The sequence below is a fragment of the Aquipseudomonas ullengensis genome, from assembly GCF_014174475.1.
Taxonomy (GTDB): Bacteria; Pseudomonadota; Gammaproteobacteria; order Pseudomonadales; family Pseudomonadaceae; genus Aquipseudomonas; species Aquipseudomonas ullengensis.
Window position 1 is genome coordinate 344147 of record NZ_JACJUD010000002.1, and the last position, 16176, is coordinate 360322.

At 64.5% G+C, this 16176-nt stretch carries 11 protein-coding genes and 2 riboswitches; of the genes, 2 read left to right on the plus strand and 9 right to left on the minus strand.

From position 1 onward, the window contains the following. The first annotated feature begins 27 nt into the window (after nucleotides 1-27). Nucleotides 28-171, plus strand: coding sequence for a hypothetical protein (locus H3H51_RS07065; protein ID WP_183088346.1), 144 nt, complete (start codon nucleotides 28-30; stop codon nucleotides 169-171). Nucleotides 172-248: 77 nt separating this feature from the next. Here the strand turns inward: H3H51_RS07065 and atzF are convergent, their stop codons facing one another. From atzF to H3H51_RS07105, 8 genes are all read right to left on the minus strand, one after another. After that, complete coding sequence (gene atzF / locus H3H51_RS07070; protein ID WP_183088347.1) at nucleotides 249-2054, minus strand: allophanate hydrolase; 1806 nt, start codon at nucleotides 2052-2054, stop codon at nucleotides 249-251. Between the two features lie 189 nt (nucleotides 2055-2243). Continuing rightward, nucleotides 2244-5843, minus strand: coding sequence for an urea carboxylase (gene uca, locus H3H51_RS07075; protein ID WP_183088348.1), 3600 nt, complete (start codon nucleotides 5841-5843; stop codon nucleotides 2244-2246). A 237-nt stretch (nucleotides 5844-6080) separates the two neighbouring features. After that, nucleotides 6081-6716, minus strand: a complete 636-nt coding sequence (locus H3H51_RS07080) for an urea amidolyase associated protein UAAP2 (RefSeq protein ID WP_183088349.1) — start codon at nucleotides 6714-6716, stop codon at nucleotides 6081-6083. A 96-nt stretch (nucleotides 6717-6812) separates the two neighbouring features. Next, the gene (locus tag H3H51_RS07085; RefSeq protein WP_183088350.1) at nucleotides 6813-7541 is read right to left on the minus strand and encodes an urea amidolyase associated protein UAAP1; all 729 of its coding nucleotides are present in this window, start codon (nucleotides 7539-7541) and stop codon (nucleotides 6813-6815) included. 9 nt (nucleotides 7542-7550) lie between these two features. Continuing rightward, nucleotides 7551-8345 (minus strand): ABC transporter ATP-binding protein, encoded by a 795-nt coding sequence (locus tag H3H51_RS07090; RefSeq protein WP_183088351.1) that lies wholly within the window; start codon nucleotides 8343-8345, stop codon nucleotides 7551-7553. Next, nucleotides 8342-9157, minus strand: coding sequence for an ABC transporter permease (locus H3H51_RS07095; RefSeq protein ID WP_183088352.1), 816 nt, complete (start codon nucleotides 9155-9157; stop codon nucleotides 8342-8344). Before H3H51_RS07095 ends, H3H51_RS07090 begins: the two co-directional genes overlap by 4 nt. Nucleotides 9158-9212: 55 nt before the next feature. After that, a complete protein-coding gene (locus H3H51_RS07100; protein ID WP_183088353.1) occupies nucleotides 9213-10280 on the minus strand; it encodes a putative urea ABC transporter substrate-binding protein in 1068 nt (355 codons plus the stop codon). A 69-nt stretch (nucleotides 10281-10349) separates the two neighbouring features. After that, nucleotides 10350-10464: riboswitch (guanidine-I (ykkC/yxkD leader) on the minus strand. Between the two features lie 309 nt (nucleotides 10465-10773). Further along, the gene (locus H3H51_RS07105; protein ID WP_183088354.1) at nucleotides 10774-11850 is read right to left on the minus strand and encodes a putative urea ABC transporter substrate-binding protein; all 1077 of its coding nucleotides are present in this window, start codon (nucleotides 11848-11850) and stop codon (nucleotides 10774-10776) included. 48 nt (nucleotides 11851-11898) lie between these two features. Beyond that, nucleotides 11899-12001, minus strand: a riboswitch (guanidine-I (ykkC/yxkD leader). Nucleotides 12002-12314: 313 nt separating this feature from the next. On the opposite strand from H3H51_RS07105, the gene H3H51_RS07110 reads away from it, so the two are divergent. Then, entirely contained in the window at nucleotides 12315-12848 is a 534-nt protein-coding gene (locus tag H3H51_RS07110) for a hypothetical protein (protein WP_183088355.1), read from the plus strand. A gap of 50 nt (nucleotides 12849-12898) precedes the next feature. Here H3H51_RS07110 and H3H51_RS07115 read toward each other — a convergent pair. Continuing rightward, the coding region (locus H3H51_RS07115) for a beta strand repeat-containing protein (RefSeq protein ID WP_183088356.1) at nucleotides 12899-16176 on the minus strand (3278 nt) is incomplete at its 5' end.

The following is a 16176-nucleotide window of genomic DNA, read 5'->3' on the forward strand; positions in this document are numbered from 1 at the left end:
CTCAAGTGCCTTGCCGACCGCGATGGTTTGGCCGAGCGAGCGGGGATTTCCTCTGCCACCTGGTTGCTGTTCGGCCGCCACAGCAAGCCGGTGGCCGAGGTGCTGATCGTCGATCCGGATGCGCCGTTCAAGGGGCGCATCCTTAGCTATCAGCGCGCAGTACTTTTGTAGGAGCCAGCTTGCTGGCGATCAGCAGCACCGCAAGAGCATCGCCAGCAAGCTGGCTCCTACAAGAGCGTTGAGCGGCCTCAGGTTTTGCTCTTCATGTAGGCCTTCCAGCCGCCGAAGTGGGTGATGTCGACCGCGCCAGCCAGGCCGTATGGCTCGCAGATAAAACCGGTTTCCCAGCTGCCGTCGGCCAGCTGCACCTTGCCTAGGCCCAGCGGCGCGGGGATGCCGGTGAGGAACGAGCCCAGCTCGGCGCTCGGCAGTTCCCAGACTTCCACGGCGATGGCCACGCCGCCCTCGGCGACCCGCACCATGCCGGGGCGGAACGGCGGGCCGCCAGCCAGGGCGTACAGCTGGTAGTCCGGCGAACTCTGCGTGGCTTGCAGCAGGCGGCCGCCACGTTGCTTGAGCTGCCAGTTCAGCGGTAGGCCGTCGAGGTGCGCGCCGCACACCACCACGCGGGCGCGGTCGTTGCGGGCGAGGGTGGCTGGTGCTTGCGCGTTTAGGCTGCGCTCACCCGACAGCGGCAGGCCGTGCTGGCGCTGCAGGCCGTCGGCCAGACTCAGCAGGTATTGGTCAGTGAAGGCGCGGCCGAACAGGGTCACGCCCCACGGCAGGCCGTTGGCCATGAAGCCGGCCGGCACCGCGACGGCAGCGTAGTCGAGCATGTTCATGAAGTTGGTGTAGTAGCCCAGGTCCGAGTTGCGCTTGACCGGCTCGGCGTGCAACTCGTCCAGCGTCACCGGGCGCGGGTACGCCGGTGTCAGCACGCAATCGACATCAGCGAGGATGCGGTCGCAGATCGCCTTGAGCGCCTGCAGGCGGTACTGGGCGCGGAAGGTATCGACACCGCTGACGCCGGGCGCTTTTTCCAGCACGGCCTTGATCACCGGCAGCACGGCGTCCGGCTGCTGCTCGATCAGTGCGCCGGCGACGCTGTAGCGCTCGGCGACCCAGGGGCCTTCATAGAGCAGGCGCGCGGCTTCGAGGAAGGGCGCGAAGTCGATTTCCACCGCTTCGCCGCCGAGGGCTTTGAACTGCTCGATGCTGCTGGCGAACAGCGCCGGGCTTTCCGTGCAGCCGAGGAATTCCAGCTGCTTGGGCACGCCGAAGCGAAAGCCCGCACGGGGTTTGCCGAAGGCGCTGGCGTCGTTCCACAGGGGGTTGGCGCGGCTGTATTCGTCACGCGCATCCAGCTTGGCGGTCAGCGCCAGCAACTGGCTGGCCTCGGCCGCTGTGGTGGTGAAGTAGGTGACGCAGTCCAGGGTGCGACAGGCGGGCACCACGCCGGCGGTGGAAATCAGGCCCTTGGTCGCCTTGAGGCCGACCAGGTTGTTCAGTGCCGCCGGCACGCGGCCGCTGCCAGCGGTGTCGGTGCCCAGGGCAAAGCTGGCCACACCGAGCGCCACGGCCAGCGACGAGCCAGCGCTGGAACCGCCGGACGGGTAGGCCGGGTGCACGCTGTTGCGGCATTCACCATAGGGCGAGCGAGTGCCGTTGAGGCCGGTGGCGAACTGGTCGAGGTTGGTCTTGCCCATCGGTACGGCGCCGAGGGCGATCAACTGGGCGACCAGGGTGGCGCTGGTCTCGGGCACGTAGGCGAAGGCAGGGCAGGCGGCGGTGGTCGGCACGCCGGCCAGGTCGATGTTGTCCTTGATGGCGAAAGGCACGCCGAACAGCGGCAGCTCGGCGGTTGACTTGCCGTCCAGCGCGGCCAGGTAGGGTTCCAGTTCTTCCAGGCTGAGCAGGTGGATGAACAGGTGGAATTCCGGGTTGAGCGTGGCGGCCTGCTCATGCAGAGCGAGGATCAGCTGGCGCGGGGTCAGGCTGCCGTCTGCGTAGGCGGTTTTCAGGGCGCCGAGGCGCAGGTCGAAGTCATGTTTCATCGGGCTTCCTCGTTCTTGCGAGTTCGTACTGGGTCGATAGAGCGTACCCAGCCTGCGGTTCGTTCCCTCGCCCCCTTGGGGAGAGGGTTAGGGTGAGGGGGCTTGGGGCGGCCACTGCGCTTGCGATGGGCCTCGTCCCCTCACCCCGGCCCTCTCCCCAGAGGGGAGAGGGGGCGGTTCGTGTGGGGCTCAGGCCTCTTCCAGCACCACCACGCGCTGCCCGGCACGCACCGGCGAGCCAGGCTGTACGCGCACTTCACGCACCACGCCGTCGCGCGGGGCGAGCAGGGGAATTTCCATCTTCATCGACTCGAGGATCACCAGCACATCACCGGCTTTCACCGTACTGCCTTCCTCGACCTGCACCTGCCAGAGGTTGCCGGCAATGTGGCTGTCGATGCTGTGCTGGCCGGCACCGAGCGGGGCATCGTCACCCAGTTCGGGTGCTACTTCCTCGCTTTCGTAGTGGGCCTGGCCGGAGGCGATCCAACGCTGGCGTTCGGCGTCGAAGGCGGCGCGTTGCTGGGTGCGGAAGGCGTCGATGCCCTCGGCTTCCTCGGTGAGGAAGTCCTGGTAGTCGGCCAGGGCCAGTTCACTGTCTTCGATGCGCAGTTCATAACGACCGAGCGGGAAGTCGCGGCGAATCTGCAGCAGTTCCTCGGCACCCACCGGATAGAAGCGGATCTGGTCGAAGAAGCGCAGCAGCCAGGGCTTGCCGTGGAAGGCGGCGACTTCGCGATAGCGGTTCCACATCTGCAGGGTACGGCCGACGAACTGGTAGCCGCCGGGGCCTTCCATGCCGTACACGCACATGTAGGCGCCGCCGATGCCCACCGAGTTCTCGGCGGTCCAGGTACGCGCCGGGTTGTACTTGGTGGTGACCAGACGATGGCGCGGGTCCAGTGGCGTGGCCACTGGTGCGCCGAGGTAGACGTCGCCCAGGCCCATCACCAGGTAGCTGGCGTCGAACACGGTCTTGTAGACCTCATCCAGGTTGGGCAGATCGTTGATGCGGCGGATAAATTCCAGGTTGCTCGGGCACCAGGGCGCGTCCTTGCGCACCGTGGTCATGTATTTGTCGATGGCCAGCTGGCAGGCCGGGTCGTCCCAGGACAGCGGCAGGTGCACGATGCGCGACGGCACCTTGAGGTCCTGGGCGTTGCACACCGCGTCCCACTCGCCGATCACCACCGCGAGCAGGTTGGCCAGCGACAGGGTTTCCGGCTGGTAATGCACCTGCAGCGAGCGGATGCCCGGGGTCAGGTCGATCACGCCGTTGAGGTTCTTCGCTTCCAGCGCCTGCATCAGCGCATGGCCGCGGAAGCGCAGCACCAGGTCCAGCTCGGCCTGGCCGATTTCCAGCAGCAGGTGGGTGTCGCCGGAGAGGCGGGCGACCAGGCGCTTGTCCTGGCTGCCGATGTCGAGGATCACCGGCGGCTCCAGCGGGATCGGTTTCCAGCTCACCGCGACGGCTTCCAGCCCGGCTACCTCTGCCTTGCGCGCCTTGGCCAACTGGCGCGCGGTGTCGATGTTCACCGGCACGAAGCGCAGCTTGTCGCCGGCCTTGAGCTGGCCGAGTTGCCACAGGTCGGCCTCGATGATGGTTACCGGGCAAACAAAGCCGCCCAGGCTCGGGCCATCCGGGCCGAGGATCACCGGCATGTCGCCAGTGAAGTCGACGGCCCCAATTGCATACGGATTGTCGTGGATGTTCGACGGGTGCAGGCCGGCTTCGCCGCCGCTGTCGCGCACCCACTCCGGTTTCGGCCCGATCAGGCGTACGCCGGTACGGCTGGAGTTGAAGTGCACTTCCCAGTCGGTGGCGAGAAAGGTCTCGATGTAGGCCGGGGTGAAGTATTCCGGCGCGCCATGCGGGCCGTAGATCACGCGGATTTCGCGGACGGCGGGCAGGGCGGTGCACAGCTCGCTGGGCAGTTGTGCGCCGTTGTCCGCGTCGCTCAAGGCGGGGATATGCAGCACATCGCCGGCACGCAGGGCGCGGCCGCCGTGGCCGCCGAACTGGCCGAGGGTGAAGGTGCTTTTGCTGCCCAGGTATTCCGGCACCTGCAGGCCGCTGCGCAGGGTGAGGTAGGACCGTGCGCCGCTACCGGCGATGGTGCCGAGGCTCAGGGTGCTGCCGGCCTTGATCAGCAGCGCGGTGTTCATCGGTTGCTCGGCGCCATCCACGCTCAGCGGAATCGCCGCACCGGTGACTGCGACCACCGCGTCGGTGTTGAAGCGCAGCAGCGGGCCGCTCATGGTGATTTCCAGGCCGGCGGCGCCTTCGTCATTACCCAGCAGGCGGTTGCCCAGGCGCAGCGCGCGGTCGTCCATCGGCCCGGACGGCGGCACGCCGACGGCCCAGTAGCCGAGGCGGCCGGGGAAGTCCTGCACGGTGGTCTGGGTGCCGGCGGACAGCACCTCGAAGGTATGCGCCTGGTAGGTCAGGCCTTCCAGGCAGCGGGTCCAGGGCTCGCCGCTGGCGAAGGGGGCATCGATCAGGATCTGCCGCAGGTACTGGCTGTTGGTTTCCACGCCGTACAGCAGGGTGTCGGCCAGGGCCTGGTTCAGCGCGGCGCTGGCTTCTTCGCGGGTCGGCTTCCAGGTGATGACCTTGGCGATCATCGGATCGAAGTAGGGCGGAATCTCGCAGCCGGCTTCGACCCAGGTATCGATGCGCAGGGCCTTGCCATCGGCCTTGGGGAAGTCTACGGCGGTGAGCAGGCCGGGGCTCGGCTGGAAATCGCGGCCCGGGTCTTCGGCGTACAGGCGCGCCTGGATGGCGTGGCCGCTGGGTTTCAGGCCCTTCGCCAGCTCGCTCAGCGGCGCGAGGTCACCGGCCGCCAGTTCGATCATCCAGCGCACCAGGTCGACGCCCCACACCTGTTCGGTGACGCCGTGCTCGACCTGCAGGCGGGTGTTCACCTCTAAAAAGTAGAAGCGCTCGGCCTCGCTGTCGTAGACGAATTCGACGGTGCCGGCGCTGCGGTAGCTGACCGCCTTGGCCAGCTTGATCGCTGCCGCGCACAGTTCATCCGCCATGCCGGCCGGCAGGTTGGGCGCCGGGGTTTCTTCCAGCACTTTCTGGTTACGCCGCTGCACCGAGCAGTCGCGCACGCCGAGGGCGAGGACTTCGCCCTGGCCGTCGCCGAACACCTGCACTTCCAGATGGCGGGCACGCTGGATGTACTTCTCGATAAATACGCCGGAGTCGCTGAAGTTGTTCTGCCCCAGGCGCTTGACCGCGTCGAAGGCGTCGCTCAGCTCGGGGGCGCTGTTGCACACGCGCATGCCGATGCCGCCACCGCCGGCGGTGCTTTTCAGCATCACCGGGTAGCCGACCTGCTCGCCGGCGACCAGCGCGGCGTCGAGGTTTTCCAGCAGTTCGGTGCCTTCGAGCATTGGCACGCCATGTTGTTTGGCCAGCGCGCGGGCGGTGTGCTTGAGGCCGAATACGCGCAGCTGCTCGGGCGTCGGGCCGACAAAGGCGATGCCGGCGGCCTCGCAGGCTTCGGCGAAGGCGGCGTTTTCGGAGAGGAAGCCGTAGCCGGGGTGAATGGCCTTGGCCCCAGTCTGCTTGGCGACGGCAAGGATCTTGTCGACCACCAGATAGGTGCCGGCGGCCGGGCCTTCGCCGAGGCTGAAAGCTTCATCGGCCTGCTGGATATGCAGGCTGGCGGCGTCGGCCTCGGAGTACACGGCCACGCCTTTGACGTCCAGTTGACGCAGGGTGCGCAGGATGCGGCAGGCAATGGCGCCGCGGTTGGCGATCAGGAGTTTGTCGAACATCTGCTTGCCCTCGGAAGGGTTGGCGGGCCGTCCCGCTGTATTCGGTCTGCACCACGGTCGTCCGGGGTGGGAAATGCGTGTGTTCTGTGTAGGAGCCAGCTTGCTGGCGATCAGCGGTCTGTCGGTTTGATCGCGAGCAAGCTCGCTCCTACGGGTTCTGCGGTGGCTTGGGCTGTTGCTCCAGGCACTGCCCCGAGCGGCTCTGGCACAGGCGGAACAGCCATTCGCGAAGCTGCTTCAGTCCCATACCAGCACCTCGGCCGGGGTCGGGTTCCAGCCGTTGCAGGGGTTGTTCAGTTGCGGGCAGTTGGAGATCAGCACGATGACGTCCATGTGCGCGATCAGCTCGACGTACTTGCCCGGCGCGGAGATGCCGTCCTCGAAGGTCAGGCCGCCTTCGGGCGTCACCGGCACGTTCATAAAGAAGTTGATGTTGGCGCCGATGTCGCGCTTCTCCAGGCGGCCGTCGTGCAGGCTGGCGCGCAGGAAGTTGTCGCGGCAGCTGTGCATGTAGCGCTTGTCCAAGGCGTAGCGCACCGTGTTGCTCTCCTGGGCGCAGGCGCCGCCGAGGGTGTCGTGGCGGCCGCAGGTGTCGGCGCTGATGGTCAGCAGCGGGTTGCCCAGGTTGGAGTAGAGGACGGTGCCGGTGGTCAGGTACACGCTGTTCTGTTTGCGCAGGGTGCGTTGCGGGTCGTAGCGCTCGCGTGGGTTCTTCGCGCTGAAGAACAGCGTGTCGACCGCCTGGTTGCCTTCGAGGTCGAGCAGGCGCACGGTCTGCCCGGCTTTGACTTCGCAGAGGAACGGCTCGCCGGCCGGGATCTCGTGGCGGTAGACGGCGGTGGCGGCGTGTTTGTCGCTTGCAGTAAGGCTCATCGGAATGTCCTCGGTGTTGTTTCACTGGATTCCCGCCTTCGCGGGAATGACGGTCTATAGGTTTTCTTCGTCATCCCCGCGAAGGCGGGGACCCAATCAAATGAACAGGCGTTCGGTGTTGTGGAAGCCGCGGCCGTTTTCCGGGCGCGAGGTGCGGCAGAGCACGCTGATGCCGTCGCTCTCGACCTTGCTCCAGCTCAGTTGCACCGGCTTGGGCGCGTACTGCGGGTTGGGGTCCAGCGGGTGCTGCAGGGCGGTGAGCGCCACCAAGGTGTCCATCGGTGCGTACAGCTCGATGTAGTCGCCGGCCTTGGAGTTGCCAGGTTCGAAATGGAAGCGGCCGTCGCCGTCGACGCTGACCTTGCTGAACAGGTTGAGCGCCATCAGCAGGTCCTGGATGTTCAGGTTCCACTTGCCCATTTCCACCAGCAGGTTGTCCACGCCGTTGCGGAAGTAGCCGTTGCGCAGCTCCTGGTAGCGCCCGGCACCGTACTTCTCGGTGACTTCCTCGGCATTCAGCACGCCGCCGAAGCTGTCATGCCAGCCGCAGGTGTCGGCGGTGATGGCGGCGAGCACGCGGCCCATGTCCGAGTACAGGCAGTGGCCGGCGGTGAGCTTGGCGGTGTGCTGGCACTTGAGGGTGTCGGGCAGGTTCAGGCGCTCGCTTTTCTCGACGGCGGAAAGCAGCAGCAGGCTGACGTTGGCGCCGCCTTCGAGATCGGTAACGCGCAGCAGCTGGCCGCGCTTGAGGACGAAGGAGGTGTGGCCGCCGCCGGGTACGAGTTCTTCGTACAGGCTGGGGCGCAGGGTCAGGGATGCGGTCATGGTTGCTCCTTACAGGGCCGGTTGCGGGGTGCCGGTGATGTGCGCCGGCAGTGCCTCGACGGCGGCGCGGGTGGCGCGGCGGTCGCTGTTCAGGGGGATGTCGTAGGTGATGCGCGCGCCGAAGGCGTTCGGTGCGTGCGGGTCGATACGGGTCTTGTCGAACACCAGCAGGCGGGTGCCAAGGCTGAAGCCCTCGCTCAGGTCATGGGTGACCATGAACACGGTCAGCTTGGTCTCGTGCCACAGCTCCAGCAGCAGGGCGTGCATGTCCTTGCGGATGCCCGGGTCCAGCGCGCCGAAAGGTTCGTCGAGCAGCAGCACGCGCGGCTTCATGATCAGCGCCTGGGCGATGGCCAGGCGTTGCTGCATGCCGCCGGAGAGCTGGCTTGGGTATTTGTCCAGCGCGTGGCCGAGGCCGACTTTCTTGAGGATGACTGCCGCCTGTTCGCGGGCGTCGCGCTTGGCGGCGCCGAACAGACGGCCGAGCAGGGGCGAGCGTGGCAGCTCCAGGCCGATGGCGACGTTGTTCAGCACGCTCAGGTGCGGGAACACCGAATAGCGCTGGAACACCACACCACGGCTGCTATCCGGCTCGCCGGCCAGCGGCTGACCACCGAGCAATATCTCGCCGCGGCTGGCGCGTTCCTGACCCAGCAGCAGGCGCAGGAAGGTCGACTTGCCGCATCCGGAAGCGCCAACCAGGGTGCAGAACTCACCTTCGTTGATGCTCAGGTTCAGGCGCTCCAGCACAACCTGATCGCCGTACTCCTGCCAGACATTCTTGACCTCGATAAATGCGCTCATGCTTTCGCTCCTTCATACCAGGGGAAGCACAGGCGGGTGGTCTGGCGCAGGCCCAGGTCCATCAGCCAGGCGAGCAGGGTGATCCACACCACGTACGGCAGGATCACGTCCATCGCCATGTAGCGACGCACGAGGAAGATGCGGTAGCCGAGGCCGTCGGTGGAGGCGATGGCTTCGGCGGCGATGAGGAACAGCCAGGCCGAACCGAGCACCAGGCGCAGGGCGATCAGCAGGCGCGGCAGCAGTTGTGGCAGCACCACGCGCAGGATCAGCGTCCAGGTGCTGGCGCCGAGGGTCTGCGCCTTGATCAGGATTTCGGTGGGGATTTCGCGGGCGCGCTGCTCCAGATCACGAGCCAGCACCGGGGTGATGCCGATGACGATCAGCATCACCTTGGACAGCTCGCCGAGGCCGAAGACGATGAACAGGATCGGCAGGATCGCCAGCGGTGGCACCATCGACAACACGGTCAGCAGCGGCGACAGCGGCGCGCGGAACAGCGGCAGGATGCCAGCGGCTATCCCTAAGCACAGGCCGACCAGGGCGGCGATGCCGATGCCCATGCCGAGGCGGGCCAGGCTGGAGGCGCTGTCCTGCCAGAACAGGTAGTTGCCGCTGCGCTTGTCTTCGGTGAAGGCCAGGCGATCAATCGCGCTGGCCATCTGGCTGGCGCTGGGCAACAGCTTGTCGTTGGGGTTGTCCGTCAGCCGCGCCGCCGAGCCCACGAAGTAGGCGAACAGCAGCAGGGCGAACGGCAACAGGATCAGCAGCAGGCGGCCGCCGCGGTCCGGGTGTCGGTTGATCAGGCGCATGGCGCTTCCTCGGGGTTCGACATTCCCCTCTCCCGTTGGAAGAGGGGAGCGGGCGTCAGAGCGTGCCGTCGGCCGCCATCTGCATGAACGAAGGATCGAAACGCAGCTTGAGGTTGCCCTTGTCGCCAGTGACTACGCCCTTGGCGAAGCCCATGCCAATGAAGTCGGCGCTCTGTGCGCCTTCGCCGAGCAGGCCGTGGGCAAAGGAGAATTCGGCCACCTTGCTCATGGTCGCCGGCAGTTTCGGGCTGTTGGCGAAGGCCACGGCATCCTTGGCGCTGTAGAACATCTTGGTCGCCGCCAGTTGCGCTTCGTAGCCGGCCAGGTCGGTGCCGGAGGCCTTGGCCATGTGCTCGCGGGCTGCTTTGCCTGCGGCCGAGTCGGCGCTCATGGTCGCCATGATTTCGTACCAGGCGCCGGTCAGGGCTTTGCCCAGGGCGGGGTTGTCTTTCAGGGTGTCGGAGTTGACCACCATCAGGTCGATGATTTCGCCGGGGATCTGGCTGGAGTCGAACACCTTGGTCACCTTCGGCGTGGCTTCGATTTCGGCCAGCAGCGGGTTCCAGGTGGCCACGGCTTGCACATCGTCGGTGGCGAAGGCGGCGACCATGTCGGCGTCGGAGGTGTTGACCACTTTCAGGTCTTTCTCGGCCAGGCCGGCACGCTCCAGGCCACGGGCCAGCAGGTAGTGGGAGACGGAGAGTTCGACCAGGTTGACGTCCAGGCCCTTGAGATCACCGAGGGTCTTTTTCTCGCCCTTGATGACGATGCCGTCGTTGCCGTTGGAGAAGTCGCCGACGATCAGCGCGGTGCTGTCCACACCGCCGGCGGCGGGGATGGTCAGGGCGTCCATGTTGGTCATGGTGCAGCCGTCGAACTGACCGGCGGTGTACTGGTTGATCGACTCGACGTAGTCATTGAGCTGAACCACATCGATGGCGATGTCGTACTTCTTCGCCCACTTCTCGACGATGCCTTCGGCTTGGCCGTATTCCCAGGGCATCCAGCCGGCGTAGATGGTCCAGCAGACGCTGAAGTGGTCTTTCTTTTCGGCGTGAGCGGGGATGCTCAGGGCGGCAGCTAGGCCAGCGGCGATCAGCGAGGACAGCAGGGACTTGCGCATGGGGTGAACCTCCAGTTCTGGGATACGGGCAGAGCAGCGCGACACTTTCCTGAATCAACAGGTGGCGCGTTCTCCCGGGCTTTTGTCCCGCCGTGTAACCCCGAACGAGGTCGCCAACTCTCGGACCAGTCACTCGTCTGTCTCCGTGTGGAGCAGTCGAGCCGGAACCCTAGTCAGCCATTGCAAATTGTCGTGTCGCGCCCCTCGCGGGGGCTTCTGCATGAATGGGTTAAAGCGAACATCGTGCCAGTTGTGTCCGCTCAGCACGGCTGGGCGTTGTCGCTCCGTCTGTGGGCAGAAACGGGCGAGCATTGCGCGTTTGTGGTGCGCAATGCTCGCTGTTGGTGCTCGCGGAGTCTGCTTACGATCTTTTGAGCTAGAGCCAGGCAAGGCGAAATTGGGCGAAGGCGCGGAGTTTACGAGCTGTAAATGAGCAGCCTGAGCCCTATTTCAACGCTGCTTGGCCGACGATCAAGAGATCGTCGGCAGGCTCTTAGAGTTTTCCTTCGGCGGCCATCTGCATATAGACGGGGTCGAAGCGCAGCTTGATCTGCGCAGCGTTGCCCACCACGCGGTTGCCAGTGAAGCTGATGCCGAGTGTCTGCAGGCCGTTGCCGTCGTTGCCCAGCAGTTTGTGGGCGTCGGCGAAATCGGCGATGCGTTCCATCAGCGTGGGCATCTTCTCGGTGTTGGCGAAGGCGTAGGCCGAGCGGGGCGAGTAGAAGGAGCGAATGGTCTTCAACTGTTCGTCGAAGTCTTCCGGCGTGGTGTCCGCGGCGGCGGCCATCTTGGCGCGGAAGGCCTGGCCTTCGGCATTCGGCATGCCCATCAGGCGCATGCCTTCGAACCAGGCGCCGGTGAGTGCGCGACCCAGTTCCGGGTGAGCGGCGAGGGTGGTGCTGTTGATTACCAGCAGGTCGAGGATTTCACCGGGAATGTGGTGCGAGCTGAACACCAGCACGCTGTCACCGTCCTGGCGCAGGTCTGCGAGGATCGGGTTCCAGGTGACCACTGCATCGCCTTTGCCACTGCGCCAGACCTGGGCCAGGTCCTTGTCCGAGACGTTCTCGATGGTCACGTCACTTTCACTCAGGTGTGCCCACTCCAATGCGCGGCTGAGCAGGTAGTGGGAGACCGAGTTTTCCACCAGCAGGATGGTCTTGCCTTTGAGATCGGTGAGGCTCTTGCTGCTACCACGCACCAGGATGCCGTCGGCGCCGGCGGAGAAGTCCCCGATGATCAGGGCGGTGGAGTCCACTCCGGCTGCTGCGGGAATGGTCAGGGCGTCCATGTTGGTCATGGCGCAGGCGTCGTACTGGCCAGCGGTGTATTGCTCGATGGAGCCGACGTAGTCAGGCACCTGATCGACCTGGATTTCGATGCCGTACTTTTTCGCCCACTTGTCGATGATGCCCTGCTCGGCCATTTGCCCCCAGAGCATCCAGCCGGCGTAGATCGACCAGCAGACCTTGTAGCGGGGCGTATCCGCGCTGGCATGGGGGGATTGCAGCAGTAGCAGGGCGAGCAGGGAGCAGGACAGCAGGCGAGCGGGCAACGAACGTAGGGGCATGAATACCTCGGGGCAGGGGCGAACGGGATCGCGGCGGCATACTGCGCGTTCTCCCGGGCTTTTGTCCCTCCGTGTGACCCCAAATGCGAGGTTGTCGACTCTCGGACCAGACACCTGTCTCAGACAGCTCGGAACCCTAGTCGACCATTGCGATCATCGTGTCTGGCAATCCTCATCGCATTGATGGGGACCTTGTGCGCGGGCTGCAAAGCGAATGCTGTGCCAACTCGATGTAGCCCGCTAACGGCGTGGTCTTCCCCTGAGTCTGAGCTTTCTTGCTGGAGCCGGGCGCGCCAATACGGCGCGAGAGCCGGGGCAAAATGGTGCGCGCACGGGAAATGCGCCGATACAACTTTCGCCTCAGGGCTTCAGCACTTGTCTGTGGAGGTCGCAGTCATAGTTGTGGGAGCAATCCCAGGTGCCGGTAATCGCCGTCGCCATCCCCGCGGTCGAAGGAGGCCGCCATGTCCAGCCGATCAATCCTGATTGCAGTACTGGGTCTGACCCTGAATGGTTGTGCCGTCTATGACTACGACGATGATCGCTACGACTCCCGCTACTACGGAGATCGCGGCTACAGCGTGCAGCGTTATGAGACCTATCCGGTGTACCCGGCTTATCCGGTGCAGCAGCGCTACTACCGCTACGACGCCCCGCGTCACTACGGCTACCGGGAGCCGCCGCGCTACCACTACAACGGTGGTCATGACGACCGGCGTGACCGCCACCCTAACGATCATCGCCGTCACGACAACGACCGGCGCCACGACAAACCTCACCAGGCCCGCCCGCCAGCCAACTATCGGCCGCCGCAGAGCGGTTGGAATGGCCAGCGTCTGCCTGATCGCAATCACGGGCAGCAGGTTTCCCGGCCATCCAGCAGGCCGAATCAGCAACTGCTGAATGGCGGGCATCAGCGTCCGCAACAGGCGCACAGACAGCAGCGAGGCGACAGGCGCTCCGGCGAACCTGGCAAAGGCAACCGCCACGCGAACTGAAAACAAAAAAGCCGGCCCATTAAGGGCCGGCTTTGTTTTTACGCCGCAGTTTAGTGGTCGAGCTTGATGGTGGGGTCTGCCCCGGCAACCAGCGAGTTGATGATCGCTGTTTGCGACGCGCCCAGGCTCAGGCTCGGGTCATGCAGGTTGGTGTTGTCCAGGTGAATGGTCAGATCAGCAGTGCCGCCGCTATTCAGGCTGCCGCTGCTGCTGATCAACAGGTCGCTGCCATTGGCGCTGACTTTGATGTAATTGGTCAGATCGGCGGAGTTCTGTTCGTTCTGCAGCAGGTCGCTGAGGTCGAGGTGATCTTCGCCCAGCTTGAAGTCCCTGATGGTGTCAGTGCCCAGGTCGCCGCTTTTCCAGACAAAGGTGTCGCTTCCGGCGTCGCCTTGCAGGATGTCGTTACCGGTTCCACCAATCAGGATGTCATCACCGGCGCCACCCAGCAGGGTGTCTATGCCGGCCTTGCCGAACAGCGTGTCGTTACCAGTCCCGCCATTCAGGGTGTCGCCAGCACTGCCGCCGTACAGCACGTCATGGCCGCCATTACCGTTCAGTGTTGTCGCGGTGTTGGAGGCCAGCAGTGTGTCATTGCCGCTGGTGCCGGTGAGGGTATTGCCCGCCTGGTAAGTGAGGCTGACATCGCCAGTATCGGTACCACCAGCACTGCCGGTTGCGGTGTACGTGCCATGGGCACTGGAGATGAACTCGCTCGGGTTGAAACCGCTGCCATCCAGGGTCAGGTCCAGGCTGTAGTTGACTGTACCGTTGCCAGATTTGTTGACCCGGATTTGGTAGCTCTGATCAGCAGTACCTGTGTTGGAGATGGAGTTGTTGACGAGAGCGGAATAGCTGCCGCCAGTTGTGGTACCTGCATGGTATTCAAAGCTGACCGCGCTACTGGTTGCCAGCGTGAGTTTCTCGCCGGCATGCAGGGTGATGGTCAGTACATCGCTGCGGTTGTCGCTGCTGTTGTTGTTGCCACTCAGTGCGCCAGTGACCAGCAACGTAGCAGCGGTGGCTGACTCCAGATCGAAGTTGGCGCGCGAGACAGTGGCGGCACTGGTACGTGTACTGGTGACGCTCTGCACAGGCTGCGTGGTTGGCAGCCAGCCGGTGGCCAGCGTCTGGTTGCTGCCGCTCAAGGTGCCGCCGTGTGCGGCCGAGTCGTTGGCCAGCAAGGCTTCAGCCGCTACGGTGACACTGTTGGCGAGGATGTTGGTGATGACGGTGTCGTCCGCTGCAGTCGTCGTGCTGCTGTTCACCACGATCTTCAACAGCCCGGACTCGGAGTCCGCGTCCTTGTCGGTGAGGGTGAAGTAGATGCGCTCCGTCCCTGCAGTTCCAGAACTGGATGGCGTGTAGCTGTAGCCGCCGGTCGACATATCGATGGTGAAGCTGCCGCCCAGAGCCGTGGTAAGGCTAAGGGTGTGGCCACTGATGGTGGGTACACCTGTTGCAGAGATGGTGTTGCTCGCCAGGTTGTAGGTGTAGGCAACGCCATCCACCGTGACCGTCATGACGTGGCCACCATCACCACCAAACCCAGCAGCGGTGGCAGTGCCTGCTACCAGGAAGCCGGCAAGTTGCTCGGCTTGCGGCGTGGTGCCAATCAGCACGCTGGACAGCTGGCTCATGTTGGTAACGACTTTGACCAGGTTGGTGTTGTCGTCGCTGCCGGTGGCGCCGTTGTAAGCAATCGGGTTCAGGTAAGTAGCCGATACCCCCGAGCCCATACCAATGGCATAGGAAATCACCTTGTTGGCAACGAGGAAGGCCTCCCAGTTGCTCTGCCCGACATCACTGGTGCCATTGGTGCTGTTGGCATTGAAACCGCTAGCAGAACCCGCCTGGATGCCGTCACCCAACGACGGATCTGTAGACAGGTACGAGTTGCTGCCGCCGGGGTTGATGTTGGACTTGGTCGGTTCGCCGTCACTCAGGAAGTAAGAAACGTTCTGCGTACCCACGGCGGTGACGGGGCCGTTGGCGCCGTATTCGGCAGGGTTGAAGGAGTCGATGAGCTCCTGCAGCGCGGCGTCGTAGTTGGTGTATTGGGTGCCACCTGGGCGGGTGAAGGTGTTGATCAGGTTGATTGCGGCATCGAGGCTCACCCAGCCAGCGGAGAGCTGAGTATTGGTAGTGCCGAACAGGCTGATATTCACCCGCACATCGCCGCTGTCAGCGCCTGCAAGCGTTGCCTTGTAGTCATTGAGCAGCGAGACGATGGCTTGTTTCGCGGCGTCCAGGCGGCTCAGACCATTAATGTTGGAGGACTCGTCCATGCTGGTCGAGATATCGAGGCTGATCAGCACGTTGGCGTTGAAGACAGTCTCGGTCCCGGTGGTTTTCGAGATGATGCCCGCGTGCGGTGCGTCGTCTTCGATCCTCACGGCCAGTGTGCCTGTGCTGCTGCTTGTGCCGTTGGAGATGGAGACGCCGACGTTGAAGTTCAGCACGTCCTCGCTGGTGGTATTCGGGTGATCGACAGGGCCAAGCAGGTTTACGGTGTAGCCAACGTTACTGGTGCCTGCGGCAACGGCACCATTACCGCCGTTAAGGCTGATCTGGATAACGTCGCTGGCACCTGCCTTGCCCAGGATAACGGCGTGGTTACTGCCATTGCTGCCGTAGCTCCAGGTGATTTCAACCCCACCCGACGTGAGAGACGGCAAGGAGTTGAGGTCCAGGCTGACGGTGGCAGCACCTTCGTGAGTGATTGCCAGCGTACCGCTCTGGGCGGCGCTATCGCTCGCACCGTTGGAGTCCGGAATACCTCCCGCTAGCGCTTCTTCGGAAAGCGTAACGCTGGCAGAGGCGATGGTCGGCGCGTCGTCGACGGCGGTAACCACCGGTGTATCGCTAGCGGTGCCAACCTTGGTGGCATCGTTGTTCTGGGTGACCTTGAGGTCGATGGCATCCAGGGTGCCGCCGGCGTTGATCACATTGACCCCGGCCTGGGTCAGCAGTACCTGGCCAGCAGCGCCCAGGGTGTAGTGGGGGCTCGGGGTGTTGAAGGTGACGGTGCGTGCATCACCTTCGGCATCGGCGGTGGTGTAGGTACCGGCCACCGCGCCCACGACCACGCCGCTGTCTTCAGTGAAGTCATTGGCGGTGACGGTGATGGTCGGCGCGTCGTCGACGGCGGTAACCACCGGTGTATCGCTAGCGGTGCCAACCTTGGTGGCGTCGTTGTTCTGAGTGACCTTGAGGTCGATGGCATCCAGGGTGCCGCCGGCGTTGATCACATTGACCCCGGCCTGGGTCAGCAGTACCTGGCCAGCAGCGCCCAGGGTGTAGTGGGGGCTCGGGGTGTTGAAGGTGA

Coding starts and splice junctions, on each gene's coding strand:
- H3H51_RS07105 (WP_183088354.1), bottom strand. CDS start 11,850: ATGCCCCTACGTTCGTTGCCCGCTCGCCTGCTGTCCTGCTCCCTGCTC.
- uca (WP_183088348.1), bottom strand. CDS start 5,843: ATGTTCGACAAACTCCTGATCGCCAACCGCGGCGCCATTGCCTGCCGC.
- H3H51_RS07095 (WP_183088352.1), bottom strand. CDS start 9,157: ATGCGCCTGATCAACCGACACCCGGACCGCGGCGGCCGCCTGCTGCTG.
- H3H51_RS07085 (WP_183088350.1), bottom strand. CDS start 7,541: ATGACCGCATCCCTGACCCTGCGCCCCAGCCTGTACGAAGAACTCGTA.
- H3H51_RS07090 (WP_183088351.1), bottom strand. CDS start 8,345: ATGAGCGCATTTATCGAGGTCAAGAATGTCTGGCAGGAGTACGGCGAT.
- H3H51_RS07110 (WP_183088355.1), top strand. CDS start 12,315: ATGTCCAGCCGATCAATCCTGATTGCAGTACTGGGTCTGACCCTGAAT.
- H3H51_RS07100 (WP_183088353.1), bottom strand. CDS start 10,280: ATGCGCAAGTCCCTGCTGTCCTCGCTGATCGCCGCTGGCCTAGCTGCC.
- atzF (WP_183088347.1), bottom strand. CDS start 2,054: ATGAAACATGACTTCGACCTGCGCCTCGGCGCCCTGAAAACCGCCTAC.
- H3H51_RS07080 (WP_183088349.1), bottom strand. CDS start 6,716: ATGAGCCTTACTGCAAGCGACAAACACGCCGCCACCGCCGTCTACCGC.